The 25,617-nt window shown below is 63.0% G+C and carries 25 protein-coding genes; 18 read left to right on the forward strand and 7 right to left on the reverse strand.

Annotated elements, in window-relative coordinates; translation table 11 throughout:
• Nucleotides 1-114: 114 nt before the first annotated feature.
• Nucleotides 115-1,143, forward strand: coding sequence for a type I glyceraldehyde-3-phosphate dehydrogenase (gap, locus tag N6L27_RS10055; RefSeq protein ID WP_271907118.1), 1,029 nt, complete (start codon nucleotides 115-117; stop codon nucleotides 1,141-1,143).
• Nucleotides 1,144-1,379: 236 nt separating this feature from the next.
• A complete protein-coding gene (locus N6L27_RS10060; RefSeq protein ID WP_271907119.1) occupies nucleotides 1,380-2,447 on the forward strand; it encodes an Mrp/NBP35 family ATP-binding protein in 1,068 nt (355 codons plus the stop codon).
• Between the two features lie 222 nt (nucleotides 2,448-2,669).
• Here N6L27_RS10060 and N6L27_RS10065 read toward each other — a convergent pair whose 3' ends face one another.
• From N6L27_RS10065 to phnC, 5 genes are all read right to left on the reverse strand, one after another.
• Entirely contained in the window at nucleotides 2,670-3,284 is a 615-nt protein-coding gene (locus N6L27_RS10065) for a chloramphenicol acetyltransferase (RefSeq protein ID WP_271907120.1), read from the reverse strand.
• 31 nt (nucleotides 3,285-3,315) lie between these two features.
• Complete coding sequence (phnE, locus tag N6L27_RS10070; RefSeq protein ID WP_271907121.1) at nucleotides 3,316-4,689, reverse strand: phosphonate ABC transporter, permease protein PhnE; 1,374 nt, start codon at nucleotides 4,687-4,689, stop codon at nucleotides 3,316-3,318.
• Entirely contained in the window at nucleotides 4,686-5,555 is an 870-nt protein-coding gene (phnE, locus tag N6L27_RS10075; protein WP_271907122.1) for a phosphonate ABC transporter, permease protein PhnE, read from the reverse strand. Before phnE (N6L27_RS10075) ends, phnE (N6L27_RS10070) begins: the two co-directional genes overlap by 4 nt.
• A gap of 114 nt (nucleotides 5,556-5,669) precedes the next feature.
• Nucleotides 5,670-6,572, reverse strand: coding sequence for a phosphonate ABC transporter substrate-binding protein (phnD, locus tag N6L27_RS10080; RefSeq protein ID WP_271907123.1), 903 nt, complete (start codon nucleotides 6,570-6,572; stop codon nucleotides 5,670-5,672).
• A gap of 65 nt (nucleotides 6,573-6,637) precedes the next feature.
• Nucleotides 6,638-7,456, reverse strand: a complete 819-nt coding sequence (phnC, locus tag N6L27_RS10085) for a phosphonate ABC transporter ATP-binding protein (RefSeq protein WP_271907124.1) — start codon at nucleotides 7,454-7,456, stop codon at nucleotides 6,638-6,640.
• A gap of 214 nt (nucleotides 7,457-7,670) precedes the next feature.
• Here phnC and rpe point away from each other — a divergent pair, with 214 nt between their 5' ends.
• Entirely contained in the window at nucleotides 7,671-8,360 is a 690-nt protein-coding gene (gene rpe / locus N6L27_RS10090; protein WP_271907125.1) for a ribulose-phosphate 3-epimerase, read from the forward strand.
• A 181-nt stretch (nucleotides 8,361-8,541) separates the two neighbouring features.
• Here the strand turns inward: rpe and N6L27_RS10095 are convergent, their stop codons facing one another.
• Nucleotides 8,542-10,632, reverse strand: a complete 2,091-nt coding sequence (locus tag N6L27_RS10095; protein WP_271907126.1) for a 3-hydroxyacyl-CoA dehydrogenase NAD-binding domain-containing protein — start codon at nucleotides 10,630-10,632, stop codon at nucleotides 8,542-8,544.
• A gap of 612 nt (nucleotides 10,633-11,244) precedes the next feature.
• Between N6L27_RS10095 and N6L27_RS10100 the strand changes: the two genes are divergently transcribed.
• Nucleotides 11,245-12,024, forward strand: a complete 780-nt coding sequence (locus N6L27_RS10100) for an IclR family transcriptional regulator (RefSeq protein WP_271907127.1) — start codon at nucleotides 11,245-11,247, stop codon at nucleotides 12,022-12,024.
• Between the two features lie 43 nt (nucleotides 12,025-12,067).
• Nucleotides 12,068-13,423, forward strand: a complete 1,356-nt coding sequence (locus N6L27_RS10105) for an aspartate aminotransferase family protein (protein ID WP_271907128.1) — start codon at nucleotides 12,068-12,070, stop codon at nucleotides 13,421-13,423.
• A 144-nt stretch (nucleotides 13,424-13,567) separates the two neighbouring features.
• Here the strand turns inward: N6L27_RS10105 and N6L27_RS10110 are convergent, their stop codons facing one another.
• On the reverse strand, nucleotides 13,568-14,098 hold the full coding sequence (locus N6L27_RS10110; protein ID WP_271907130.1) for a GNAT family N-acetyltransferase: 531 nt from the start codon (nucleotides 14,096-14,098) through the stop codon (nucleotides 13,568-13,570).
• A gap of 126 nt (nucleotides 14,099-14,224) precedes the next feature.
• Here N6L27_RS10110 and N6L27_RS10115 point away from each other — a divergent pair, with 126 nt between their 5' ends.
• The 13 genes from N6L27_RS10115 to N6L27_RS10175 all read left to right on the forward strand — a co-directional run bounded on the left by N6L27_RS10115 (nucleotide 14,225) and on the right by N6L27_RS10175 (nucleotide 25,600).
• Nucleotides 14,225-15,850, forward strand: a complete 1,626-nt coding sequence (locus N6L27_RS10115; protein ID WP_271907131.1) for a sulfatase-like hydrolase/transferase — start codon at nucleotides 14,225-14,227, stop codon at nucleotides 15,848-15,850.
• 210 nt (nucleotides 15,851-16,060) lie between these two features.
• Nucleotides 16,061-17,263 carry a 3-oxoadipyl-CoA thiolase gene (pcaF, locus tag N6L27_RS10120; protein ID WP_271907132.1) on the forward strand — a complete coding sequence of 401 codons (1,203 nt, stop codon included), beginning with the start codon at nucleotides 16,061-16,063 and terminating at the stop codon, nucleotides 17,261-17,263.
• A gap of 24 nt (nucleotides 17,264-17,287) precedes the next feature.
• Nucleotides 17,288-18,265, forward strand: a complete 978-nt coding sequence (gene paaA, locus N6L27_RS10125) for a 1,2-phenylacetyl-CoA epoxidase subunit PaaA (RefSeq protein ID WP_271907133.1) — start codon at nucleotides 17,288-17,290, stop codon at nucleotides 18,263-18,265.
• A 62-nt stretch (nucleotides 18,266-18,327) separates the two neighbouring features.
• Complete coding sequence (gene paaB / locus N6L27_RS10130) at nucleotides 18,328-18,612, forward strand: 1,2-phenylacetyl-CoA epoxidase subunit PaaB (protein ID WP_008557866.1); 285 nt, start codon at nucleotides 18,328-18,330, stop codon at nucleotides 18,610-18,612.
• Nucleotides 18,612-19,373 carry a 1,2-phenylacetyl-CoA epoxidase subunit PaaC gene (paaC, locus tag N6L27_RS10135; RefSeq protein WP_271907134.1) on the forward strand — a complete coding sequence of 254 codons (762 nt, stop codon included), beginning with the start codon at nucleotides 18,612-18,614 and terminating at the stop codon, nucleotides 19,371-19,373. Before paaB ends, paaC begins: the two co-directional genes overlap by 1 nt.
• Nucleotides 19,374-19,473: 100 nt before the next feature.
• A complete protein-coding gene (gene paaD / locus N6L27_RS10140) occupies nucleotides 19,474-19,947 on the forward strand; it encodes a 1,2-phenylacetyl-CoA epoxidase subunit PaaD (protein WP_271907136.1) in 474 nt (157 codons plus the stop codon).
• 10 nt (nucleotides 19,948-19,957) lie between these two features.
• A complete protein-coding gene (paaE, locus tag N6L27_RS10145) occupies nucleotides 19,958-21,031 on the forward strand; it encodes a 1,2-phenylacetyl-CoA epoxidase subunit PaaE (RefSeq protein WP_271907137.1) in 1,074 nt (357 codons plus the stop codon).
• Between the two features lie 24 nt (nucleotides 21,032-21,055).
• On the forward strand, nucleotides 21,056-21,817 hold the full coding sequence (locus N6L27_RS10150) for a Phenylacetic acid catabolic protein (protein WP_271907139.1): 762 nt from the start codon (nucleotides 21,056-21,058) through the stop codon (nucleotides 21,815-21,817).
• A gap of 199 nt (nucleotides 21,818-22,016) precedes the next feature.
• On the forward strand, nucleotides 22,017-22,511 hold the full coding sequence (locus N6L27_RS10155; protein ID WP_271907140.1) for a VOC family protein: 495 nt from the start codon (nucleotides 22,017-22,019) through the stop codon (nucleotides 22,509-22,511).
• A gap of 223 nt (nucleotides 22,512-22,734) precedes the next feature.
• On the forward strand, nucleotides 22,735-23,598 hold the full coding sequence (locus N6L27_RS10160) for a branched-chain amino acid aminotransferase (protein WP_271907141.1): 864 nt from the start codon (nucleotides 22,735-22,737) through the stop codon (nucleotides 23,596-23,598).
• Nucleotides 23,599-23,888: 290 nt separating this feature from the next.
• The gene (locus tag N6L27_RS10165) at nucleotides 23,889-24,344 is read left to right on the forward strand and encodes a universal stress protein (RefSeq protein WP_271907142.1); all 456 of its coding nucleotides are present in this window, start codon (nucleotides 23,889-23,891) and stop codon (nucleotides 24,342-24,344) included.
• Nucleotides 24,345-24,424: 80 nt separating this feature from the next.
• Nucleotides 24,425-24,964, forward strand: a complete 540-nt coding sequence (locus N6L27_RS10170) for a 2-hydroxychromene-2-carboxylate isomerase (RefSeq protein WP_334312495.1) — start codon at nucleotides 24,425-24,427, stop codon at nucleotides 24,962-24,964.
• Between the two features lie 69 nt (nucleotides 24,965-25,033).
• A complete protein-coding gene (locus N6L27_RS10175; RefSeq protein ID WP_271907143.1) occupies nucleotides 25,034-25,600 on the forward strand; it encodes a NifU family protein in 567 nt (188 codons plus the stop codon).
• Nucleotides 25,601-25,617: the final 17 nt, after the last annotated feature.

Consider the following 25,617-nt stretch of genomic DNA (forward strand, 5'->3'; position numbering starts at 1 on the left):
CGCAAGGGCACCGCAACTGCGTGAGGGGTTGATTTTTTACTCCGTTATCGCTATCGGTATCGACACCGTTATCGATACCGGGGCAAGCTCCGGTGCAACAGCCGGAGATCAGAGATGACACTGAAGATTGCAATCAACGGATTCGGGCGCATCGGCCGCGGCGTGCTGCGAGCGCTGCTGGAAGGCGGCGCCAAGGATATCGAGGTGGTTGCCATCAACGATCTGTCACCGCCGGACACCCTGGTGCATCTTCTGAAATACGACAGCGTGCACGGGCGCCTGAAAACACCGGTTTTCCTGACAGATGACCTGATCTGCGTGGGCCATCACAGCATCCGGCTGAGCGCGATCCGCAACCCTGAGGAGCTGCCTTGGCAGGATGTGGACATCGCCTATGAATGCACGGGCCTGTTCACCGCCCGCGGCGACGCCGCACGGCATCTGAAAAACGGCTCCAAGCGGGTGCTGATCTCTGCCCCCGGCAAGGACGCTGACCGGACTGTGGTCTATGGCGTCAACCACATGGACCTGACAGCGGAGGACGTGATTGTCTCCAACGCCTCCTGCACCACCAATTGCCTGGCACCGTTGGCCAAGGTGCTGGACGAGGCCTTTGGCATCAAAACCGGCTACATGACCACAATCCACGCCTATACCGGCGACCAGCCGACCCATGACACCAGCCACAAGGACCTCTACCGCGCCCGCGCGGCTTCGCTGTCGATGATTCCCACGTCTACCGGGGCGGCACGTGCCATTTCGGAAGTGCTGCCGCATCTGAAGGGCCGGTTGGAAGGCTCTGCGATCCGTGTGCCCACTGCCAATGTTTCCGTTGTGGATCTGAGCTTTGTGCCGGAACGCCCTGCCACGGTTGATGCGGTCAATGCGGCGGTGCGGGCCGCGGCTGAAAATGGGCTGGAGGGTATCCTGTCCTTTGAGGAAGACCCGCTTGTCTCTGTCGACTTCAATCACGACCCGCATTCCAGCTGCTTTGCGGCAGCGCAAACCGCTGTCACCGCCGAAGGGCTGGTGCGGGTGGTCAGCTGGTATGACAACGAATGGGGCTTCTCCAACCGCATGGTGGACACTGGCCGCCGCATAGGTGCGGTAATGAAGACCGCAGAGGTGGCGCTGGCCAGCTGACGGGTTCCTCCCGCCCGTCCCCGGCCCGAAGGGCCTCCTCCCGTTGGGCCCGGCGCCGCGCATAAGCGCGGCGCTGCTGCGTTTGCGGCAAGGCATTTCGCACCTCAACAAGGCCAGGCTGCAAAAAAGCTGACTCCAGGATGCGCTAAATCAATCTACAGTCCTTGTATGGCTGGCATGACCTGCTGAATTGCGCCAGAACAGGCGCAAGACATGATCAGCTACAGGAGACCGGCGTGACACTCACCCGTGAAACCATCCTTGAGGCACTCAAGACCATCACCGATCCCGTCAGCGGCAGTGACATAGTTAGCGCAGGCATTGCCCGCGCGGTAACCGTTGAGGGCAGCACCGTCCGCTTCGTTCTGGAAATCGATCCCGGCAAGTCCGAGAGCTACGGGCCCGTGCGCGACAAGGCCGACGCGGCCGTGGCGGCGCTGCCGGGGGTGGACAGAGTCTCTGCCATGCTGACCGCCCATTCGGAGAATGCTCCGCCGGACCTGAAGCCCAAGAAGGCCGCCCAGCCGCAGCAGGCGCCGCAGAAGGTGCCCGGCGTGACACGAATCCTCGCCGTGGCCTCGGGCAAGGGCGGGGTTGGGAAATCCACCGTTTCCGCCAATATCGCTTGCGCGCTGGCAATGCAGGGGCGCAGGGTCGGCCTGCTCGACGCCGACGTTTACGGCCCGTCGCAGCCCAAGATGCTGGGCGTCAGCGGCCGCCCGGCCAGCCCCGACGGCAAGACCATCCTGCCCCTGCGCAACCACGGTGTCACCATGATGTCGATGGGGCTGATGACCGGAGAAGATCAGGCAGTTATCTGGCGCGGACCGATGCTGATGGGCGCGCTGCAGCAGATGCTTCTGCAGGTGCAATGGGGCGAACTGGACGTGCTGATCGTCGACCTGCCCCCGGGCACCGGCGACGTGCAGATGACGCTGGCCCAGAAAACCCATGTGGACGGTGCAATCGTGGTCTCCACTCCGCAGGATGTGGCGCTGATCGACGCGCGCAAGGGCATCGACATGTTTTGCAAGATGAACGTGCCGGTGTTGGGAATGATCGAAAACATGTCAACGCACATCTGCTCCAACTGCGGGCATGAAGAGCATGTCTTCGGCCATGGCGGCGTAGCGCAGGAGGCGCAAAAACTGAACGTGCCACTGCTGGGTGAGGTCCCGCTGCATCTGGACGTGCGGCTGGCCGGCGACAACGGCACCCCGATCGTGGCAGCCATGCCTGGCAGCGACCAGGCAGAGGTGTTCCTGGATATTGCCACCCAGCTGGTCGACGCAGGCGCCGCCTGACCCCTGCCAGCCACGGATCAAGGGCCCTAAGGCCGCGTGCAACACCGTTTGCCTTCGAGGCGGGAATGGCAGGCCTCACTAATAAGTTGGCGCTTCAGGGCAAACCTGCCCCTGAAGCGCATCTCAGCAGGCCCTTAGGCCCGCCGCGCAGCGGCGCCACGCCCAACTGTGACGCACATTCTATGAATGTGCTGGAACAGGCGGGAGCACCTGCCCGCCGGATCAGGAATACTTTTCCAGGAATTCTTCTGCCCGCAATATGCGGAAGTCCGGCAGTGCGGTCCGCAAGGCTGCGTGGCTCCAGTCCCACCAGGCGAGCTCCATCATCTGCTCAGCGACCGCCTCAGGGTACCGCCGGCGGATCACCTTGGCGGTATTGCCGCCAACGATAGTGTAGGGTGAAACATCCTTGGTCACAACCGATCCAGCCGCCACAACCGCGCCATGACCGATAGTGACTTCGGGCTTGATTAAGGCCCCATGGCCGATCCAGGTGTCATGACCGATACGCGCAGTCCGCCCGGCACGTTGGACGAACCACTCCGCATCATCCTCTGCATCATCCCAATAGCAGGCCGAGCGATAGAGGAAATGATGCAGCGACGCCTTCTCCATCGGGTGGTCTGAGGCGCCGATCCGCGCGAAGCTGGCAATATTGGCGAATCTGCCGATCTCCGCATTGGCAATGTCACAGCTCCGGTCGCAATAGCTGTAGTTTCCGACCTTTGAGTTTGCGACGCGGGTGCCGGCCCCGATTTCCACATAGGCACCGAAGCGGCTGCCTGTGATCGTGCAGTCCGGGTGGATGAACGGCTCTTCAGCCTGCAACCGGGCCATTGTCAGTCCTCCTCAAGATGCCGGGGCAAGGTCAGGGCAGCAGAAAGGCCCCGCCCTCTTCCGGCCGTCGCGGCCTGCGCTTGGCCTTGCCGCCCTCGCCCTTGATCAGGCGGCGGCGCAGCCAGCCGGAGAACCAGTCCATCAGCATCACCATCAGGATGATCAGGGTGATGTAATAGGCCACCTCCTCCCAGTCCTTCTGGGTGATGATCGCCTGTGTCAGCAACAGGCCGATGCCGCCACCGGTGATCGCGCCGATGATGGTGGCTGACCGGGTGTTCGACTCGAGGAAATACAGAAGCTGGCTCAGCAGAACCGGCGTGATCTGCGGGATCACTCCAAAACGGTAGCGCTGCACCGGCTTGGCCCCGGTGGAGGCCACGCCCTCGATCTGCTTCTGGTCTACGTTCTCCAGCGCCTCGGAGAAAATCTTGCCGAAGGTGCCTGTATCCGTCACCAGGATCGCCAGCGCGCCGGTCAGCGGACCGGGGCCAAAAGCCCGCGCCAGAACAACCGTCCAGATCAGCGAGTCGACGCCGCGCACGAAATCGAACAGGCGGCGCATGGCGAACCGAATGCTGCGCAGGGGCATGAAGTTGCGCGTGGCGGCAAAGGCCAGCGGCAGCGCGATGATGCCTGCACCAATGGTGCCCAGAAAAGCCATCAGCAGTGTTTCAGCAATCGCCCAGGCCACATCCTGATGGCGCCACATCTTGTTGGTCCAGAACTCTCGGAAGATCGCAACACCCTCGCCGGCGGCGGCCCGCTGAAGCAGTTCCCCTGCCCCCAGGCCGTAATACGGGCTGTCGAGCGTAAAGAAGAACAGCTCCCACCCTGCGAAATAGCGGAACACCTCGGCCCTGTTGCGAGTCACGGTCAGGCGGCCGGCCTTCGTGGTAACGGCCAGGCGGTTCTTGGAAACGCTGATCCACTCCGGCACTTCCCCCGGTGGCAGCTCTGCCTGCACCCCTGCGCTGCGGTTCGGGGCAGCACGCACTGTGCCATAACCGGGAATGGCGTATTCGATGGCCTCGGAGCCAAAAGTGACGCTGTGCCCGTTCTCCAGATCAATCACGGTGGTCTCGCCCAGGGCAACCCAATCCGGCGCCATGCCGTCGGGATAAGCACCCTTGCGTTCGCCTTCGATGGCCACCGTCACCTCACCGCTGCGGTTGTCGCGGGTGACGTGGGTCTTGTAGCTGTAGCTGTCGCTCACCAATGTCCTGGCGTTGTCCAGGCTGGCACGCTCCCACAGCCCGGCCATATCGAAGGCCACAAACACGTAAGCCAGGTAGGCCAGCACTGCAGCGGGCAGCGCGAAATTCATCAGCCTCTTCTTCCGGAACAGCCGCGAAATGTCAGACTTCAGGTCTGCGGGCGTCAGAGTAGTGTCAAAAGTGGTCATGCCTTCGCTCCATGGGTCAGATGGTCACGCAAGAGGCCGGACAACTGGTCAACGGCCACGATGGTGACAAAGAGAAGGAGGAAAATGGCAGCAGCCTCGTCGTAGCGGCCCTGCCCCCAGGACATGGCGTTCTTCAACTCGTAGCCAATACCGCCCGCACCGACAAAGCCGAGAATGGCAGAAGCGCGGATGTTGATTTCAAACCGGAGCAGCGCGTAGCTGATGTAATTCGGGCCAACCTGCGGGATCACCCCCAGCGTCATCCGCTGCGCCCAGGTGGCACCGACGGAGGTCAGGCCCTCAACGGGTTTCAACGAGGCGTTTTCGTTCACTTCGGAAAACAGCTTGCCCAGCGCGCCCGCGGTGTGGATGGCGATGGCAATCATGGCTGGCACCGGCCCGCCGCCCAGCACAAAGATCAGCATCAGAGCAATAACGATTTCCGGAATAGCACGGCAGACATCGCTGACACGCCGGAACAGCGGGATCAGTGCGGGCCAAGGCGCCATGCCGTGCGTCGCCATAAGCGACAGAAGGGTTCCAAACACCGCGCCAACAAGGGTTGAGGCCGCGGCAATGTTCAGCGTCTCCACCAGCGCCGGAAAGAAATCCACCAGATGCCCCGGCAGTTGGGCGGCCTTCTCGGCTGCTTCCGCCAGAACTTCGGCAGGATAATCGAAGATGCGGGTGAACCCGTCGGCAAAAGAGCCTGCATTGCGGGCATTCGCGGTGCGGAATCCGGCCGCCATCAGCGCCACAAAAACCGCCAGAAGGATGCCGCCATAGAGCCGCTTGCGCTGGGTATGGGCAATGTAGTGCTGCCGGATGTCCTCGATGCCCGGCCGGGCGGCTGTCAAATCTGCCATTTGGGATCCTGATCTTCTGGGGATGGGTGATACTGGGCCCATCCAGGAAATTGCGGGGTTCCAAGACCGGCCCGGAACCCCGCAGAGCACAATTAAATACGTGCTGGGCTGAAATTACTGGGACTTCAGCTTGCGGGCCTCGATGATCACCTCATAGGCTTCATGAGTGATCGGGTCGAAGCTCTTGGCTTCACCTGCCGCAACACCATAGAAGCAATCACGGTCGGTCTCGCTGAGGTTGTCCATCAGCGCGGTCATCTTGGCTTTTACTTCTGCCGGCAGCGCTTTACGCAAAACCACCGGGCCTTCCGGGATCGGGGCGGATTTCCAGATCTCCACCATGTCGTTCATATCGACAAGGCCGGCATCCACGGCGCGGCGCAGGGCGCCGGACTGGTAGCCATCTTCCCACTCGCCCAGGCCGTCGGCCCAGGTCACACCGCCATCCACGTCGCCATTGGCGACCGCAACGATGGTCTGTTCATGGCCGCCGGTGAACTTCACTTCACCGAAGTAGTCGCCGGAGTCCATGGAGGCATTGATCTTGCTCGGGATCTCGATCGACGGGATCAGGTAGCCCGAGGTGGAGTTCGGATCGCCGAAGCCAAAGGTCTTGCCTTTCAGGCCTTCCAGCGAGGTGATGCCGCTGTCCTTGCGGGCAAAACCAACCGAGTAATAGCCGTAGCCGCCGTCGGTATTGACCTTGACCAGAACCGGCTCCACCGCTTCGGGGTCGGTCAGGTAGGTCTTGGCATAGCCGGAGGCACCCAGCCAAGCCATGTCGATGGTGCCGCCCAGCAGGCCCTGGATCACGCCGTTGTAGTCGGCCGGCGCGAACAGCTTGGTTTCGACACCAAGCTCCTGCTCGGTGTAGGCGCGCAGGCATTCGTTGTTGTTCAAACGGTCTTGGGCATTCTCACCGCCGATGATCCCGATGCGGAATTCGGTGATGTCTTCGGCCGCAACAGGAGCGGTCAGCGCAGTGGTTGCCATAACGGCAGCAATCAGTTTCTTCATCTCATGTCTCTCCGGTTGGGTCCCGGCAGAGCAGCCCGCCGGGTCGATGCATTCAGGGTCACGGGTTACTCAGCGGGAATGGCAGCGCGCATCGCATCCGCCTGTTCCAGCGTTTCAATCTCGGTCGAGGTGGCGGCCTCGGAGAATTCCTCTCCGGCGCCGTAGATCTCGCGGGCCACGCCTGTTGTCAGCTGCTCCGGCAGCCCGTCAAAGACAATGCGCCCGTCGCGCATGCCGACAACCCGGTCGCAATAGCGGCGCGCGGTGTCCAGCGTGTGCAGGTTGGCAATGACAGTACGCCCGTCTTCCTCGTGAATGCGGCGCAGCGCCTCCATCACGGTCTGGGCGTTCATCGGGTCGAGCGAGGCAATCGGCTCATCCGCCAGAATGATTTTCGGGTCCTGCATCAGCGCTCTGGCAATCGCCACCCGCTGCTGCTGGCCGCCTGAAAGCGCTTCAGCCCGCTTGGCCGCATGTTCGGCAATGCCAAGGCGGTCGAGGATGTCGATCGCCTTGTGAATATCCGCCATTGGATAGAGGTTGAACAGCGTCGCCATCGCATTGCGGCGGTTCAATGTGCCGTGCAGAACGTTGGACACCACATCCATCCGCGGCACCAGGTTGAACTGCTGGAAAATCATCGCGCAATCGGACTGCCAGGCGCGCTTGTCCTTGCCTTTCAGCCCCGTTATCTCGCACCCCTCGAACAGGATGCGGCCGCCGCTGGCATCCTCCAGCCGGTTCAGCATTCGCAACAGAGTGGATTTGCCCGCACCAGAGCGGCCGATGATGCCGATCATGCAGGGCTTGTCGATGTCCAGCGTGGCGGTATCCACCGCAATCTTGCCGCCGAACCGTTTGGTCAGTTTGTCTATGCGCAGCACCGGGGCGCTCCCTTGTCATTCGGGAGTTGCCTACCGGCCCAGCTCAAAGCTCTTGTGTCACTGCCGTGAAAGTTTTGTAACGCGTTCCGGCGCAACCTCCAGGCACTCCCTGAGGCAAAACCGGGCAACAGCATAATCTGCCCTGTGCACAGCAGGCCGGACAGTCTATACGGCCTGCGACTCCTCTTTTCCCTTTGCAAAAGGAAGCCGCCAGATGTCCTTTGACCGCAATATCAAGATCGCGCCCTCTATCCTGTCCGCCGATTTCGCCAACTTCGGCCAGGAGATCCAGGCTATCGAAGCCCAAGGCGCAGACTGGGTGCATGTGGATGTGATGGACGGGCATTTCGTGCCGAACCTCACCTTCGGGCCGCAGGCGGTGAAGGCATTCCGCCCGCATGTGAAGACGGTGATGGATGTGCACCTGATGATCGCACCGGTCGATCCCTACATCGACGCTTATGCCGACGCCGGTGCCGACGTGCTGACCGCCCATATCGAGGCAGGCCCGCACATCCACCGCACCCTGCAAGCAATCCGTGCTGCCGGCATGAAGGCAGGCGTGGCGTTGAACCCCGGCACACCGGCCGAAGCGGTGGAGCACCTGCTGGACCTGACTGATCTGGTCTGCGTTATGACTGTGAACCCGGGCTTCGGCGGCCAGAAGTTCCTCGACATGACCGCCAAGATCCGCCGCCTGCGGTCGATGATCGGTGACCGTCCGGTGCATATCGAAATCGACGGCGGCGTTGACCCGACCACCGCGCCGCTGGTGGCCGAAGCCGGCGCCGACGTGCTGGTCGCAGGGTCCGCGGTGTTCAAGGGCGGGTCCGTGGACAAGCCGGAGGTCTACGGCGAGAACATCCGCAAGATCCGTTCCGCCACCGAAGGTACTTGGACGTAAGCGGCGAAAACTCCCGTCAATCGCCGGGCACATCAAAGATGCGCCGCTCTTGTTGGGCCAAGCGCCGCGCGTTCCGCGCGGCGCTTTCTCGTGATAGGTCAGCGGTTGCGTGTCCAGACCGGCAAAGCCGGGCCGCGCCCTGACGGCCCTCGACGGGCCGGAAGGGCGCCCGCCCGCCTGCTCAGCCGCCCTTGTTCAGTGAATCGAAGGTTTTGCCTTCTGCCACCAGCTGCGCCAGCAGCGGCGCGGGCTGCCAGAAGAAATCATCCTCTGCCGCATATGACCGGATATCGGCCAGGATGCCATCCAGCCCCTGCAGGTCGGCCCATTTCAGCGGCCCGCCCCAAAACCGCGGGAAGCCGTAGCCGAACAGCATCACCATATCCACGTCCAGCGGACGGCGGGCGATGCCCTCCCCCACGACCTTGGCGGCCTCATTGACCATGGCGCACATGTAACGGCGCAGCACCTCGGCGTCCGAGAACGCCTGCGGGGAAACACCCTGCTGTTCCTGATCCTTGGCAATCAGTTCCGCAACCTTCGGGTTCGGCACGCCGCCGCGCTTGCCCGCTTCGTAGACATAGAACCCCTTGCCGGTCTTCTGGCCGAAGTCACCGCCCTCGCAGAGCATCTCGTAGAAGCGCGGCACCCGCTCGCGCGGATCCCTCGTGGGTGCACGGCGCTTGCGGGCCGCCCAGTTGATGTCCAGCCCCGCCAGATCGCCCATCGCAAACGGCCCCATCGGAAAGCCGAACCCGGTCACCGCCTTGTCCACCTGATAGGGCGAGGCGCCGTCCAGCACCACATATTCCGCCGCCTTGCGATAGGCGTTCATGATCCGGTTGCCGATAAACCCGTCGCAAATGCCGGAGCGCACCGCCACCTTCTTCAGCCGCTTGCCGAGTGCAAAGCCGGTCGCCAGAACTTCCGGAGCGGTCTTTTCCGCTACCACGACCTCCAGCAGCTTCATCACATGCGCGGGCGAGAAAAAATGCAACCCGATCACGTCCTGCGGGCGGGAGGTTGCCGCGGCGATTTCATCCACGTCCAGATAAGAGGTGTTGGTCGCCAGCACCGTCCCCGGCTTGCAATGCGCATCCAGCTTGCCAAAGACCTCGCGCTTAACGCCCATGTCCTCGAACACGGCCTCGACCACCAGATCCACCTGTCCGAGTGCTGCATAATCCGTGGCTACGGTCAGCGCCCCGCCGGTCAGCTGATTATATTGCGCCTGTGTGATCTTACCCCGCTTCAGGGCACCCTGCAGATTGCCCTCAATCCGGCCGCGCGCGGCGGCAACACCTTCCTCCGTCATCTCGATCAGGACCACCGGAAGCCCGGCCAGCAGGGCCGCGGTGGCAATACCCGCGCCCATCGTGCCGCCGCCGATCACCCCCATTGAGGATACGTCACGGGGTTCAACTCCTTCCAGCTCCGGCAGCTTGCTGACTGCGCGTTCGGAGAAGAAGGCATGAATCAGCCCCTGCCGCTGGTCCGACTCCATCAGTTCCGTGAACAGCGCGCGCTCACGCTTCAGACCGGCTTCAAAGCTCTCTGCTTCAACTGCCGCCTGCACCGCGCGCACAGCCGTTGCCGGAGACAGCTGGCCGCGGCCTTTCTTCAGCGTCGCTTCATAAATGGCATCAAAATCCACGGCTTCCGGCGCAGGCATTTCCCCAACAGCCCGGCGCGGGGCGTCCGCATCCAGCAGTTCCTGCGCAAAAGCGAGGCCAATCTCGCGCGGCTCGCCCTCCTCTATTCGGTCGATGATGCCCTTGTCCAGCGCCTCAGCCGCACCGATGTGGCGGCCGGTGGTAATCATCTCCAGCGCCGCCTCAGCCCCTGTCAGCCGCGGCAGCCGCTGGGTGCCGCCCGCGCCGGGCAGGATGCCCAGGTTGACCTCCGGCAGTCCCATCCTGGCCGAAGGCACCGCAATCCGGTAATGCGAGGACAAGGCCACCTCGAGCCCGCCGCCCAGCGCAGTGCCATGCATGGCGGAAACCACAATCAGCGGCGAGGCCTCAATCCGGCTGCACAAGCCCGGCAAATAAGGCTCCTGCGGCGGCTTGCCGAATTCCCGGATATCGGCACCCGCGAAATAGGTCTTGCCCTCACCGAAGATCAGCACCGCCTTGGCGCCCTCGCCTTCAGCACGCTCGATCCCGGCCAGCAACCCTTTGCGCACATCAATGCCCAGCGCATTCACAGGCGGGTTCTGCGCCTTCAGGACGGCAATATCACCGACGCGCTCGTATGCAATGGCTTCACTCATCCGGTCTTCCTCTCTCTCCCGCGGCGGCAGTGCCTGCGCCCGGTTCCCAATAGATTAGGCACAGCACCCGGACCGGCGCCAAGCCCCAATGGCCGCCGACGGCCAGGAAACCCCGCGTCGCGGCGTTCTAGTGTCCGGCGGCCGGTTACGCTGATTGTTGCGTAACAGAATCTTGGCAAAATGAAAACTTTTTGAAACATATTATCCCGCAGGCCAGCCTGCCGCCGCCGCGCGCCCGGTTGCTCTGCATTCGCCTTGCCCGCCTATTCTCTGCCCGGCTTGTTCAACTCGGCTGCCGCAACGCATGTTCGACCCGCAAGTTCCGGCGTGCCCCCGCCCCCAAGGCAACCCGGCAGCCGCGGCATAGGGTTGTTCACGGGTCTGTCCTGGCGTTCGGCATATACCAAACCCCACGCAGCTGATCACTGCCGAGGCCGACAAGAGTTTTGCGGCCCCGACGCTCGTACTGGCACTGCCAAACGGTTCAATATATGAACCGTTGGTTTATTTAATTGACAGCCAGGCCTTCTATCTGTCATTCAAACCGCATCCCGGGACTGCCACCCCGGGAAGACCGACCGGACAGTTCAAACAGGGAGCTTCAATCGGCGCATGGGAACCGTATCCAAAGCCTTGTCACTGCTGGCATATTTCAATCACGGCCGCACCGGGATCGGGCTCAGCGACCTCACACGCTTGTCCGGCATGAATAAGGCAACCGTTTACCGGCTGATGAACGAACTTCAGGAATCAGGCTTTGTAGAACAGACGGGCAGCGACCGTTCTTACCGGCTGGGCCCCCAGGTTCTGCGTCTTGCAGCCCTGCGCGAGGCCGCGGTGCCGATCCTCTCCGTTTCCCGCCAGGTGCTGCGTGAACTGAGCGATGAGACCGGTGAAACCACCCATCTGTCGCTTTTGCAAGGAAGCCAGCTCAATTCGCTGTCTCACGCCTATTCTCCGCGCAACGCCACCAGGGTTATGATGGAGGACGCCAAGGTGCTGACGTTCCACGGCACCAGCTCCGGCATGGCAGTTCTGGCTTTTGCGGAACCGGACTTCGCCGAGGCCATACTGTCCCAGCCGCTGGAGGCCCGCACCCCGGAGACACTCACTGACCCGGAGAAAATCCGCGCTCAGCTGGACGGCATCCGCAAAAGCGGCATTGCCGTGTCCGTCGGCGGCTTTGAAGAAGACGTTCATTCCCACGCGGTTCCAATATTTGATCCGGACCGCAAGGTGATCGGCGCCCTGGCGGTGGCCGCCCCCGCCTCCCGCATGACAGCAGAACAGAAACAACTGATCCCAGCCGCCCTGCGCCGCGCAGGCGCCACCCTCACCTACCGCATCGGAGGGTCCGCTCCAGCGGGCTTCCCGCAGGACGAAACCGCCTGACCTCTTCACCGGCCCAAACCAGGCCGCATCCAGGAGCTACCTCATGAAAGACTCCAATTTCCTGAAAGAGCACAACGCCAAATCCCTCTGGCACCCCATGGCACACCCGGGCGACAGCCTGGCCAACCCGCCTGCCATCATCACCTCGGCTCAGGGGGTGAAGATCACAGACATCGACGGGCATGAAGTTGTCGATGCTGTCGGCGGCCTGTGGAACGTGAACCTCGGCTTTTCCTGCCAGCCTGTAAAGGATGCCATCGCGGCGCAGCTTGATGTGCTGCCATACTATTCCACCTTCCGCGGCACCACCAACGACCAGGTGATCCAGCTGGCCGAGGAGCTGCGCAAGTTCTTTGCACCCGACGGGCTCACCCGCGCCTTCTTCACGTCCGGCGGCTCGGATTCGGTGGAAAGCGCCCTGCGGCTCGCACGCCAGTACCACAAGATCCGCGGCGAGGAAGGCCGCACCAAGTTCCTGAGCCTCAAGAAGGGCTACCACGGCACCCACATGGGCGGGGCTTCAGTGAATGGCAACGCAAACTTCCGAACCCAGTACGAACCGCTGCTGCCGGGCTGCTTCCACATCCCGGCGCCTTACACCTACCGCAACCCCTTTAACGAGACCGATCCGGAACGCCTGGCCCGGCTCTGCCTGCAGGCTCTGGAGGACGAGATCGCCTTTCAGGGCGCAGGCACTATCGCCGCTTTCATCATGGAGCCGGTCCTGGGGGCCGGCGGGGTGATCCCGCCGCACGCCAGCTTCATGCCCGGGGTGCGCGAGATCTGCTCCAGAAACGGCATCCTGCTGATTGCGGATGAGGTGATCGCCGCCTTCGGCCGCACCGGATCGTGGAGCGGCTCGCGCCACTGGGGCGTGCAGCCGGACATGATGGCCACCGCCAAGGCGATCACCAACGGCTACTTCCCCTTTGGCGCGGTGATGATTGCAGACCACATGACCGAAACTTTCGAGAAGGACACCAGCGGCAAGGCGGCCATCGGCCACGGCTACACCTACTCCGGCCACCCGGTCGGCGCGGCTGCCGCCCTAGCCTGCCTTCAAGAGACCCTACGCCTGAACGTGACGGAAAACGCAGCCGCCCGCGGCACCCAGATCCACCAGGGCCTGCTGGCGCTGCAGCAGAAATACGAGCTGATCGGCGACGTCCGTGGCGGCCACGGCCTGATGTGCGCGCTCGAGCTGGTGTCCGACCGCACCACCAAGGCGGCCGTGGACAAGAAGACCATCGGCAAACTGCAGGAAGCGGCCTATGACGCAGGCGCCATGGTGCGGGTCTCCGGCCCCAACATCATCCTGTCGCCGCCGCTGGTGCTGAGCGAGGCGGAGGCCAGCACCATCCTCTCTGCCCTTGATGCAGGCTTTGCAGCGGTGAGCTGACATCAGCGCCGGATCCCCTTGCGCCCGGGCCGCCAGGCCCGGGCGCCACCAGGTGCCATGGCGGGCCCGAAGCACAGGCTTCGGGCCCGTTCGCATCCTGTCTGCCGGCGCATTGGAAAGGCGGTTGAAGATTTGGCCGGGGCTTCAGAGAGAGGAGTATTGCAGCACGTCGTTGGCGTATTCGGATTCGCTGATCCTGAAACTTGTCAGCCCGGCATGTTCAAACCCGTTGCGCAGATAGAAGGAGATTGCGCGGGAGTTCTCGGAATTGCTGCTGAGCCAAGGAGCGTCCCAGCCGTTTGACCGGCAGAGTTGAAGCCCGGCCTGCAGCAGGCAGATTCCGATGCCGCGCCCATGGTGCCGCGGCTGAACGTAAAGCGTGGAAATCTCAGTGCACGAACACCCTCCAACCGGGCTGGGCCGCCCGTGCGTGACGCGGATATAGCCGTCGATGCCATCCCGGTTCTGTGAAACCAGCAGGCGCTCTGCAGGGTTTTGCAGGGCCTCGGCGAAACGTGCAGGCGTATAATGCGCCAGCACATAGTCCGCGAAATGCCCGCTGATTCCATTGCGCAAGTAGGTGCTGGACCAGACCTCGACCGATAGGGCCGCAAGGCTGGAGCAGTCATTCATTCCGGCAGGGCGGATCGCGGCGGGGATTGATGGACAGGTCATGAATGCCGTTGGGAATAGAAAATCAGGCGTCATAGTTCAGGCTGATACAGGGCCCGTCAAGAAGATCCCCTCGCCAAAATTGCTTCACTTGTTTATTAATACTGCAGCACTGAGCGGGAGGCGCCGATGAACATCCTCTATATCATGTTCGACCAGCTGCGGTTCGACTATCTGAGCTGCGCCGGCCATCCGCATTTGCAGACGCCGCACATCGACGGGCTGGCCGCCAGGGGCGTGAGGTTTACCCGCGCCTATGTGCAGTCGCCAACCTGCGGCTCCTCGCGGATGTCGAGCTATACCGGGCGTTACCCCTCCAGCCACGGGGTGCAGTTCAACAGTTATCCCTTGCGGGTGGGCGAGTGGACCATGGGCGATCATTTGCGCAAAGCGGGCATGAGCTGCCACCTGATCGGCAAGACGCACATGGTTGCGGATGCAGACGGGATGCAGCGGCTGGGGCTGGCACCGGACAGTGTGATTGGCGTGCGCCAGTCGGAATGCGGCTTTGACCCTTGGGTGCGCGATGACGGGCTGTGGGCAGAGGGGCCGGACGGCTTCTACGACAGCAAGCGCAGCCCTTACAACGAGTACCTAAAGGAAAGAGGCTATCCGGGGGAAAACCCGTGGAACGACTTTGCCAATGCCGGGATAGACGGGAATGACATCGCCTCCGGCTGGTTCATGATCAATGCGGACAAGCCCGCCAATATCGCCGAGGAAGACAGCGAAACGCCCTGGCTGACCACTCAGGCGATGGCCTTCATCGCGCAGGCAGAGGGCCCGTGGTGCGCGCACCTGAGCTATATCAAGCCGCATTGGCCCTACATCGTGCCCGCGCCCTACCACGATATGTACGGGAAGGAGCATGTGCTGCCAGTCGTGCGCTCGGAAGGGGAGCGCGAGGACACGCACCCCGTGTTCGGCGGTATGATGAATAACCAGATCGGCAAAACCTTCAGCCGCGACGAAGTGCGGGCAAAGGTGATCCCCGCCTATATGGGGCTGATCAAGCAGGCCGATGACCAGATAGGGCGGCTGTTCAACTGGCTGGAGGAAACTGGCCGGATGCAGGACACAATGATTGTGGTGACATCGGATCACGGCGATTATCTGGGCGATCACTGGCTGGGCGAAAAGAACCTGTTCCACGAGCCCTCGATCAAGGTCCCGCTGATCATCTATGACCCGCGCCCGGAGGCCGATGCCACCCGCGGCACCACCTGCGATGAGCTGGTTGAAGCAATCGACCTTCTGCCAACCTTCCTGGAGGCGGCTGGTGGTGAACCTGCGCCGCATATCCTGGAGGGGCGCTCACTGACGCCCTTCTTGCGCGGTGAAAGCCCGGACTGGCGGGATTTTGCCATTGCTGAGTTCGACTATTCCACCATGCCGCTTAGCGAGAAGCTGGGCCTGGAGCCGAGGGATGCACGGCTGTTCATGGTCACCGACAAGCGCTGGAAATTCATGCACGCAGAGGGCGGGCTCAGGCCGATGCTGTTCGACATGGAAAATGATCCGGATGAACTGGTGGATCTCGCAAAGGACGGCGCTCACCAGGCGATCATCGACCTGATGTATGACCGGTTGCTGGAATGGGGCCTCAGGATGTCGCAGCGGATCACCCTTTCGGATACTCAGATCAAAGCGCGCCGCGGCAAGTCCGGGCGCAAGGGTATCCTGCTGGGGGTCTACGAGGCTGATGATGTGGCGCCTGAATTGACAGAACGATACCGCGGACAAGTACCGCAGTAACTACCCGGACCTTTATTTAGCGTGCATGCTTCAGGGAGCCCCGCGGGATGGGGGCGCCCCCCTGCCCGGACAGCTCCGCACTAACTCGTTACAAGTTTCCATCAAGATCGAATTTTTCGTTACAAATTGCTTGCCGCGAATCATCTTCCGGCTTATCACCGACCCAACGGTCGGCTTTTCCTGCCGCCGCCACAGGAGACGCGAACACCCATGGATGCTTTCATCTGCGATGCCACCCGCACCCCGATCGGCCGCTATGGCGGCGCGCTGAGCCAGGTGCGCACTGATGATCTTGCCGCCCTCCCGATTGCCGCGCTCGCCGCGCGCAACCCGGACGTGGACTGGGGCAGCCTGGACGACGTGATCTTTGGCGATGCCAACCAGGCCGGCGAAAGCAACCGCAACGTGGCCCGTATGGCGGCGTTGCTGGCGGGCTTGCCGACCTCCGTGCCTGGCACCACCATCAACCGGCTTTGCGCCTCCGGCATGGATGCGGTCGGGATGGCCTCGCGCGGGATCAAGGCGGGCGATTATGACATGGCCATTGCCGGCGGCGTCGAGAGCATGTCCCGCGCCCCCTTTGTGATGCCCAAGGCCGCCTCTGCCTTCACCCGCGCCAACGCGGTCTATGACACCACTATCGGCTGGCGCTTTGTGAACAAGAAGATGCAGGAAATGTACGGCACCGACTCGATGCCGCAGACCGCAGACAACGTGGCCGAAGACTACGGCGTCTCCCGCGAAGATCAGGACGCATTCGCCGCCCGCAGCCAGGCCCGCTGGGCTGCCGCGCATGAGGGTGGCATTTTCCTGGACGAGATTACCCCGGTCACCATCCCCCAGCGCAAGGGCGATGATCTGGTTGTGGACACCGACGAACACCCCCGCCCCGGCACCTCGGCGGAGAAGCTGTCAGGCCTCAAGGGCGTCAACGGCCCGGACAAGACCGTCACCGCAGGCAATGCCTCCGGCGTGAACGACGGTGCTGCGGCGATCCTGATGGCAAATGAGGCCGCGGCCGCGAAAAACGGCCTGAAACCAATGGCCCGCATCGTCGGCATGGCCGCCGCAGGGGTCGAGCCGCGCATCATGGGCATCGGCCCGGTTCCCGCCACCCGCAAGGTTCTGGCCCGCACTGGCCTGACCATCGACCAGATGGACGTGATCGAGCTGAACGAGGCATTCGCCTCGCAAGGCCTTGCGACACTGCGCGAACTTGGCGTCGCGGACGATGCGCCCCATGTTAATCCCAACGGCGGTGCAATTGCACTGGGCCACCCGCTCGGCATGTCCGGGGCGCGGCTGGTGCTGACCGCCGCCTACCAATTGCAGCGCACCGGCGGGCGGTACGCCCTGTGCACCATGTGCGTCGGCGTCGGACAGGGCACCGCCCTGATCCTCGAACGCGTGTAACGAACTCTAGGGGAGGTCCCAGACATGTATGCTCAGATGATCAAATCCGAAGCGACCCAGGACGATCCGGAAAAGCTGGCCGCCTTCCAGGCCCGCATTGACGCGGGCGAGAAGATCGAACCCAAGGACTGGATGCCCGAAGGCTACCGCAAAACGCTGATCCGCCAGATCGGCCAGCACGCGCATTCGGAAATCGTTGGCCAGCTGCCCGAGGGCAACTGGATCACCCGCGCGCCGACGCTGGAGCGCAAGGCGATCCTGCTGGCCAAAGTGCAGGATGAGGCGGGCCATGGCCTGTACCTCTATTGTGCGGCGGAGACCCTGGGCGTCTCCCGCGACGAAATTACCGAGATGCTGCTGGACGGCCGCATGAAGTACTCGTCGATCTTCAACTACCCGACGCTGAACTGGGCCGACATCGGCGCGGTCGGCTGGCTGGTGGATGGCGCCGCGATCATGAACCAGGTGCCGCTGCAGCGGACCTCCTTCGGCCCCTACTCCCGCGCGATGATCCGCATCTGCAAGGAGGAAAGCTTCCACCAGCGCCAGGGCTATGACGCGATCCGCAAGATGGCGGAGGGCACCCCGGAGCAGAAGAAGATGGCGCAGGATGCGCTGAACCGCCTCTGGTACCCGTCTCTGATGATGTTCGGCCCCTCCGACAAGGACTCGGTCCATTCCGCCCAGTCGATGGCCTGGAAGATCAAGATGAACACCAACGACGAGTTGCGTCAGAAGTTTGTCGACCAGACCGTTCCGCAGGCCGAATACCTGGGCCTGACCATCCCCGATCCGGACCTGAAATGGAACGAGGAGCGCGGCCACTACGACTACACCGACCCGGACTGGAGCGAGTTCTTCGAAGTGATCAAAGGCAACGGCCCCTGCAACGTGGACCGCCTCGCCGCCCGCAACAAAGCCTGGGACGACGGCGCCTGGGTCCGCGACGGCCTGCTTGCCCACGCCAAGAAAAAAGCCGCGCGCCAGCACGCCGCCGAGTAACCCCAAGAATTCCGGCGCTCCGCCTGCCGCGCAGCGCCCCCTCAGCCAGGAGGATTTGAGACATGAAAAACGAATGGCCCCTCTGGGAAATCTTCATCCGCGGCCAGCACGGGATGAGCCACCGCCACGTCGGCTCCCTGCATGCGCCCGACGCCGAAATGGCGATCAAGAACGCCCGCGACGTTTATACCCGCCGCAACGAAGGCGTGTCGATCTGGGTGGTTGAAGCGAACCACATCGCCGCTTCCTCGCCCAGCGACAAGGGCCCGCTTTATGAGCCGTCGGAAAGCAAGGTTTACCGCCACCCGACCTTCTTCGACATCCCCGAAGAAGTGGGGGCGATGTAATGGCCCGCGAAGACGCATTTTTTCAGTTCCTGCTGCGGATGGGGGACAACACCCTGATCCTCGGCCACCGGGTCAGCGAATGGTGCGGCCACGCCCCGGTGCTGGAAGAGGACATCGCGTTGGCCAATACCGCGCTGGACCTGATCGGCCAGACCCAGATGTGGCTCGGCCTCGCCGGTGAAGTGCAGGGGATGGGCAAGTCCGCTGACGACATCGCCTTCCTGCGCGACGCCTGGGACTTCCGCAACGTGCTCTTGTGCGAGGTGCCCAACGGCGACTTCGGACGCACCCTGATGCGCCAGTTCCTGTTCGACGCCTGGCATTCGATCCAGCTGGGCCGCCTGATGAAATCCTCGGACGAGCGGGTCGCCGCGATTGCCGAGAAGGCTTCGAAAGAGGTGGCCTATCACCTGGAGCGCTCCGCCGACACCGTAGTGGGCCTGGGTGACGGCACCGAGGAAAGCCACCGCAGGATGCAGGAGGCGCTGGACTATCTGTGGCCCTACGTGGGCGAGATGTTCCAGTCCGACGAGGCCGACGCCGAAATGGTGAAAGCGGGCATCGCCCCCGACCCGGCGTCCCTGCGCGAAGAGTACGACGCGCTGATCTCCCGCATCCTGGGCGACGCGACGCTGACCATTCCGGAGAGCCGCTTTGCCCAAAAGGGCGGGCGCACCGGTGCGATGCACACCGAGCACCTGGGCCACCTGCTGACCCAGATGCAATGGCTGCAGCGCGCCTATCCCGGCGCCAAGTGGTAACGCCACGGCCAAAGAACTGAGGGCACCCCCGGCTTCAGGCGGGGGGTGAGGCCCGCTTCCGTGAAAGAGGCCGGGCGGAACAGCCAATGAGGGTAACCGCATGAGCCAAGTGACGACTCAGCCAAGCACCACCCGGATCTGGGAGTGGCTCGACGCCGTGCCCGATCCGGAGATCCCGGTGATCTCGCTGGTGGATCTCGGCATCATCCGAGATGTCGCCTGGGAGGGTGGCACCCTGGTGGTCACCGTCACCCCGACCTATTCCGGCTGCCCGGCCACCTCGGTGATCGCTATGGATATTGAGACCGCCCTGCGCGACCGCGGCATCACTGATCTGCGGCTCAAAACGCAGATCTCCCCCGCCTGGACCACCGACTGGCTGACGGAGAAGGGCCGCGTCAAGCTGGAGGAATACGGCATTGCCCCGCCCCAGCCCGCTGGCGGCCCCGAAAAATGCCCGCGCTGCGGCAGCAAAGATGTCACCCGTGTGAGCCAGTTCGGCTCCACTCCCTGCAAGGCCCACTGGCGCTGCCAGGACTGCCTGGAACCCTTTGATTATTTCAAGTGCATCTGAGGAGACCCTGATGGCGCGCTTTCACGACCTAGAAGTCACCGACGTCCGCAAGACCATCCGCGATGCGGTGGTGGTTACCCTGAAGCCCGCGGGTGGCGCGGCTGAGGAATTCGATTTCACCCAGGGCCAGTACCTGACCTTCCGCCGCGACTTCGACGGCGAGGAGCTGCGCCGCAGCTACTCGATCTGCGCCGGTAAGGACGAAGGCATCCTGCAGGTCGGCATCAAGCGTGTTGACGGCGGCGCATTCTCGACCTGGGCCAATACTGAACTGAAGGCGGGCGATACCCTTCAAGCGATGCCGCCGATGGGCACCTTCTTCACCCCGCTCGATGGGGCGGCAGAAAAGCACTACCTGGGCTTTGCCGGCGGCTCCGGCATCACACCGGTGCTGTCGATCCTCAAGACAACGCTGGACGCCGAACCCAAGTCATCCTTCACGCTGGTCTATGCCAACAAGGGCGTGAACACGATCATGTTCCGCGAGGAACTGGAGGACCTGAAAAACCTCTACATGGGCCGCTTCAATGTGATCCATGTGCTGGAAAGCGACGCCCAGGAAATCGACCTGTTCACCGGCCTGGTGACGGAGGAGAAATGCGCCCAGCTGTTCGAACACTGGATCGATATCCAGTCCGTCGACACTGCCTTCATCTGCGGTCCGGAGCCGATGATGCTGGGCATCGCCAGCGCCCTGCGCACCGCCGGTCTGAGCGATAGCCAGATCAAGTTCGAACTCTTCGCCTCTGCCCAGCCGGGCCGCGCCAAGCGCAAGGCCGCCGCAACGGATGCGGCCAGCAGCGCCAATCAGACCAAGGCTGCGATCACCCTGGACGGCGCCACTCAGACCATCGAGATGGGCAAGGACACGACCCTGCTGGACGCCGCGCTGGAAAACGCAATGGACGCGCCTTATGCCTGCAAAGCCGGGGTCTGCTCCACCTGCCGCTGCAAGGTGCTGGAGGGCGAGGTCGAAATGGTCGCCAACCATGCGCTGGAGGATTACGAGGTCGAAAAAGGTTATGTGCTCTCGTGCCAGGCCTATCCGGTGACCGATAACGTCGTGGTCGACTACGACCAGTAACGCCTGCCCGAGGGAGGAAAGATCATGACTGACGAGATGAGCATCGCAAGCTATCTGGCCCAGGGCGGCGTGCTGTCCAACCCGTCCAACGTGCCGCCGCGCTACCGCGCCGAACTGATGAAGACGATGGCGACCTTCGTCGACAGCGAGCTGGCGGGGGCCGCGGGCTTTGCCGACATCATCAACGAAGGCCCGGGCATCAAGGCGCGCATCGCCGCCGCCAAAATCGTGCTGGAAAAATCCGACAGCGCCGAGAAGGTGCTGCGCATCATGGGCGATTTCGGCGCCGATACAGAACGTTATGCCGACCACCACCCCTGGACCGCGCGGCTGGAACGCGGCGCCGACATCGGCCAGACCCGCAGCAAACATGACATGCGGCTGGCGGTCTTCAACTACCCGCTGGAAGGCTGGGCGGATGCAGTGGTGATGAACCTTCTGATGGGGACAGCTGTCGCCGTGCAGCTGGATGAGCTGAGCCATGTTTCCTACCAGCCGCTTGCTGAAGCCTTCCGCGCCATCCAGCCTATCGAAGCGCATCACGCCGAACTGGCGGAGGAAGGGCTGATGGTGCTGGTGGAGGCGCAAGGCACCGATGCCCTGCAGGAGCTGACAAACTACTGGTGGCCGCGGGTTGCTGCCAGCTTCGGCTCGGAGACCTCGCAAAAGTTCGAAGGCCTCAAGTCCATGGGCCTGCGCCGCACCCCGAATGCAGAACTGAAGGCGCGCTGGGAACAGTCCGCCTCTGCAGTTCTGGCCAGAGCCGGACTGAAACCCGCCGCCTGACCTCTGGCGGAGGAGCTCCCGCCCGGGCTTCCGAGCATCATAGATGCGCAGGCCGGTTGGGCCGGGCGCGCCTGACGGCGCGCTGAACGTGCCGCACTGTCAGGCTGTGCATCTCCACAGGGAAATGGTGCAGCACTGCGGAATGGCATCCAGAACATCTATCCCCCATCTTTGCTCCAGCACACAGATGGAGGCAGCAATGAGCACCGGAACACCCCCTCTTCCCGCAGGCACCCGCATCGGCCATGTCCACCTCAAGGTTTCCGATCTGGAGCGGTCGATTGCCTTCTACAGCGGCGTGCTGGGCTTTGACCTGACCCAGCGGCTGGGCAGTTCCGCCGCCTTCCTGTCGGCGGGCGGCTATCACCACCACATCGGGCTCAACACCTGGCAGTCGCGCGGCGGCCCTGCCCCGGCACCCAGCATGACCGGCCTCTACCACACCGCCATCCTGCTGCCGGACCGCAAGAGCCTGACTGCGGTGCTGCGCCGTGTTCTGGACGCCGGCATTGTTTTGGAGGGCGCAGCCGACCACGGTGTCTCCGAGGCCATCTACCTGCGCGACCCGGATGGCAACGGGGTGGAACTCTACCGCGACCGGCCGGAACCGGAGTGGCCGCGGGCGGAGGACGGCAGCCTGGACATGGGAACCGAAGCGCTGGACCTGGATGCGATGCTCGCAGAGGTTGAGTAGGTCAGTCATTCTGTCCGAATGTTTCGCGCGCGAAACAATTGGTCAGATATGCTGACTTAATGGACGTGACGTCAATATCCGGACAGCAATTGTTCAGCCCCCTGAAATTAAAAAGAAAACACGCTTATCCCAAGCCGCTTCACCGGCTTGGACGAGCTCTGTCAGGTCTGGACCTCTGACCTTTCCCTGCCTACCCTTGCGGCAAGCAGAAGGAGGCTGAACCATGGCTGTGGGCCGCACAATCCGCACTTTCTTCAACGGCAGCTGGCAGAACGGCAACACCGCTGTGATGCGGGCTGCGGACCATGCGATGTGGCTGGGCTCCTCCGTGTTTGACGGCGCGCGCTTCTTTGACGGCAGAACTCCGGACCTGGATCTGCACTGCGCCCGCACCAACGCATCAGCCGAAGCACTGATGATGACGCCGACCCTTTCTCCGGCGCAGATGGCGGAGATCATCCGTGACGGGCTGGCGGGGTTTGCTCCCGGCGCCGCGGTTTACATCCGGCCGATGTACTGGGCCGCCGATGGCGACGAGACGCTGATCGCACCCAAAGCGGACAGCACTGAATTCGCCGTGTGTCTGGAAGAAATTCCGATGGCAGCCCCTGAAGCCTCAGCCACGCTGACCCGCACCCGCTTCCGCCGTCCGGTGCTGGAAAGCGCGGTGGTGAACGCCAAGGCGGGCTGCCTTTACCCCAACAACGCCCGGATGCTGCGGGAGGCGCGCAGCAAGGGCTTCAGCAACGCACTGGTGCTGGACGCAATGGGAAATGTGGCTGAAACCGCCACCACCAATGTCTTCATGGTCCGGGACGGCGAGGTCTTCACCCCGATCCCCAACGGCACCTTTCTGGCGGGCATCACCCGTGCCCGGCACATCAGCAATCTGCGCGCCGATGGCATGACCGTGCATGAATGCGTGCTGGGATATCGGGATTTTGAGGAAGCCGACGAGATTTTCCTCTCCGGCAACATGAGCAAGGTGACACCTGTCACGGCGTTTGATGACTGCCGCTATCAGGCGGGACCGGTCGCCAAACGGGTTCGCGACCTCTACTGGGATTGGGCTGCCAGCCAAGGGTAAGCCCTTCGGCCGGCACTGCCTGCAAGGGCTCCCGCCCGTTCCGGAGTTTCTTCCAGAACCCGCTGCGCGGTGCCGCGCCGTGCATTTGCGCGGCGCCCGGCCCAAATCCGCCAAGGATAATCCGGCACCGCCGGAGCACCCTACGTGTGCGGGAGCGCTGCCCTGGCCCGGCACGCCCGAAGACGCAGAAGTCTAGGGCCAGAAATACGCAGCGTTGACGGCTCTTTGGCTCTATTGCCTGATCGTGCCGCTTGCGCCATGATCCGCGGTGCAACAACGAGAGAGCGAAGATGCGCAAATTTCTTGTGGTCCTGGACGACAGCCGCGAATGCCTGAACGCCATGCGCTTTGCCGCGATGCGGGCGGCGCACACCGGCGCCGGCGTCACCATCCTGTCGGTCATCCCCCCGGATGAGTTCAACCACTGGATCGGCGTCGGCGAAGTGATGCGCGAGGAAGCCCGCGAGCGTATCCACGCCCATTTCGAGGTTTTCGCCAAATGGATGCGCGACCGCCAGAACGTTGACCCCGAACTGGTGATCCGCGAGGGTGAGCCGGTACCGGAAATCCTCGACTTTATCGAGGGGGATCCGGAAATCGGCGTTCTGGTGCTGGGCGCCGGCACCGGCCGCAAGGGACCGGGGCCGCTGGTCACACAGCTCACCAAGAACTCCGGTGCACTGCCGGTGCCGATGACCATCGTGCCCGGCGACCTCAGCAAGGAAAAGCTGGAAGCGATCACCTGATCAAGGGGCAAGAAAGAGGCGATGACTGGCAGGATCACATTCTGGTTCGAATTCGCCTCCACTTACTCCTATCTCAGGTGATGCGGATCGGCGAACTTGCCGCCGCCCGCGGCATTGCCGTTACCTGGAAACCGTTTCTGCTCGGTCCGGTTTTTGCCGCTCAGGGCTGGGACACCTCGCCTTTCAACATCTATCCAGCCAAGGGCCGCTACATGTGGCGCGACATGGAACGGATCTGCGCGGCCCGCGGCCTGCCCTTCTGCCGCCCTGCGGTGTTCCCGCAGAACGGGCTGATGGCTGCGCGTCTGGCATTGGCGGCGGCGGAAGAAAACCGGTTGGACACCTTCACCAAGGCGGTATTCCAGGCACAGTTCGGCGCAGGAGAAGATATTGCGGATGAAAGTGTTTTGCGGGACTGTCTCGGCATGGCTGGCCTTGACCTCGGCCTGATGCAGCGGGCGCAGGCACCGGACATCAAGTCGGCTCTGCGGGCGCAGACAGACGAGGCAATAGCCGCAGGCATATTCGGTGCGCCCAGCTTTACCAGCGGGACGGAGCTGTTCTGGGGCGATGACCGGCTGGAGCAGGCTTTGGACCATGCCGTGGCCGGCGCAATTTAGAATCGTTCCAAATCTTGACTTGGCGCGCCGCAGAGCGCATATCGGGGGCACGCTTAACGGAGACCCGACATGTTCATTCAGACTGAATCCACGCCAAACCCGGCGACGCTGAAATTCCTGCCGGGCCAGACCGTTCTGGAGGTGGGCACCGCCGACTTCCCCAGCGCAGACGCTGCCGGAAAATCGCCTCTGGCCTCCCGCATCTTTGCGGTTGAGGGCGTGACCGGAGTGTTCTTCGGCAACGACTTTGTCACCGTGACCAAAGCGGACGGCGTCGAATGGGACCACATCAAGCCTGCTATTCTGGGCGCGGTGATGGAGCACTATCAGTCCGGACAGCCGGTGATGGCGGACGGCTCTGAAAGCCCCGCTTCGGGCCATGCTGAACACACCGGCGAGGACGCGGAGATCGTCAACCAGATCAAGGAACTGCTGGACAGCCGGGTGCGCCCGGCAGTGGCCCAGGACGGCGGCGACATTACCTTCCACGGTTTTGACCGCGGCGTCGTTTACCTGCACATGCAGGGCGCCTGCGCCGGCTGCCCGTCCTCGACGCTGACTTTGAAGATGGGCATCGAGAACCTGCTGCGCCACTACATCCCGGAAGTCACTGAAGTGCGCCCGGTTGCTGTCTGACCGCGCGCGAAAGGACA

Source organism: Leisingera sp. SS27, from assembly GCF_028368855.1.
GTDB lineage: Bacteria > Pseudomonadota > Alphaproteobacteria > Rhodobacterales > Rhodobacteraceae > Leisingera.

Excerpts from the sequence above, each read along its gene's own strand:
- gap (WP_271907118.1), top strand. The coding sequence starts at position 115 with ATGACACTGAAGATTGCAATCAACGGATTCGGGCGCATCGGCCGCGGC.
- N6L27_RS10065 (WP_271907120.1), bottom strand. The coding sequence starts at position 3,284 with ATGGCCCGGTTGCAGGCTGAAGAGCCGTTCATCCACCCGGACTGCACG.
- phnE (WP_271907121.1), bottom strand. The coding sequence starts at position 4,689 with ATGACCACTTTTGACACTACTCTGACGCCCGCAGACCTGAAGTCTGAC.
- phnE (WP_271907122.1), bottom strand. The coding sequence starts at position 5,555 with ATGGCAGATTTGACAGCCGCCCGGCCGGGCATCGAGGACATCCGGCAG.
- phnD (WP_271907123.1), bottom strand. The coding sequence starts at position 6,572 with ATGAAGAAACTGATTGCTGCCGTTATGGCAACCACTGCGCTGACCGCT.
- rpe (WP_271907125.1), top strand. The coding sequence starts at position 7,671 with ATGTCCTTTGACCGCAATATCAAGATCGCGCCCTCTATCCTGTCCGCC.
- N6L27_RS10095 (WP_271907126.1), bottom strand. The coding sequence starts at position 10,632 with ATGAGTGAAGCCATTGCATACGAGCGCGTCGGTGATATTGCCGTCCTG.
- N6L27_RS10100 (WP_271907127.1), top strand. The coding sequence starts at position 11,245 with ATGGGAACCGTATCCAAAGCCTTGTCACTGCTGGCATATTTCAATCAC.
- N6L27_RS10105 (WP_271907128.1), top strand. The coding sequence starts at position 12,068 with ATGAAAGACTCCAATTTCCTGAAAGAGCACAACGCCAAATCCCTCTGG.
- N6L27_RS10110 (WP_271907130.1), bottom strand. The coding sequence starts at position 14,098 with ATGACCTGTCCATCAATCCCCGCCGCGATCCGCCCTGCCGGAATGAAT.
- N6L27_RS10115 (WP_271907131.1), top strand. The coding sequence starts at position 14,225 with ATGAACATCCTCTATATCATGTTCGACCAGCTGCGGTTCGACTATCTG.
- pcaF (WP_271907132.1), top strand. The coding sequence starts at position 16,061 with ATGGATGCTTTCATCTGCGATGCCACCCGCACCCCGATCGGCCGCTAT.
- paaA (WP_271907133.1), top strand. The coding sequence starts at position 17,288 with ATGTATGCTCAGATGATCAAATCCGAAGCGACCCAGGACGATCCGGAA.
- paaB (WP_008557866.1), top strand. The coding sequence starts at position 18,328 with ATGAAAAACGAATGGCCCCTCTGGGAAATCTTCATCCGCGGCCAGCAC.
- paaC (WP_271907134.1), top strand. The coding sequence starts at position 18,612 with ATGGCCCGCGAAGACGCATTTTTTCAGTTCCTGCTGCGGATGGGGGAC.
- paaD (WP_271907136.1), top strand. The coding sequence starts at position 19,474 with ATGAGCCAAGTGACGACTCAGCCAAGCACCACCCGGATCTGGGAGTGG.
- paaE (WP_271907137.1), top strand. The coding sequence starts at position 19,958 with ATGGCGCGCTTTCACGACCTAGAAGTCACCGACGTCCGCAAGACCATC.
- N6L27_RS10150 (WP_271907139.1), top strand. The coding sequence starts at position 21,056 with ATGACTGACGAGATGAGCATCGCAAGCTATCTGGCCCAGGGCGGCGTG.
- N6L27_RS10155 (WP_271907140.1), top strand. The coding sequence starts at position 22,017 with ATGAGCACCGGAACACCCCCTCTTCCCGCAGGCACCCGCATCGGCCAT.
- N6L27_RS10160 (WP_271907141.1), top strand. The coding sequence starts at position 22,735 with ATGGCTGTGGGCCGCACAATCCGCACTTTCTTCAACGGCAGCTGGCAG.
- N6L27_RS10165 (WP_271907142.1), top strand. The coding sequence starts at position 23,889 with ATGCGCAAATTTCTTGTGGTCCTGGACGACAGCCGCGAATGCCTGAAC.
- N6L27_RS10170 (WP_334312495.1), top strand. The coding sequence starts at position 24,425 with ATGCGGATCGGCGAACTTGCCGCCGCCCGCGGCATTGCCGTTACCTGG.
- N6L27_RS10175 (WP_271907143.1), top strand. The coding sequence starts at position 25,034 with ATGTTCATTCAGACTGAATCCACGCCAAACCCGGCGACGCTGAAATTC.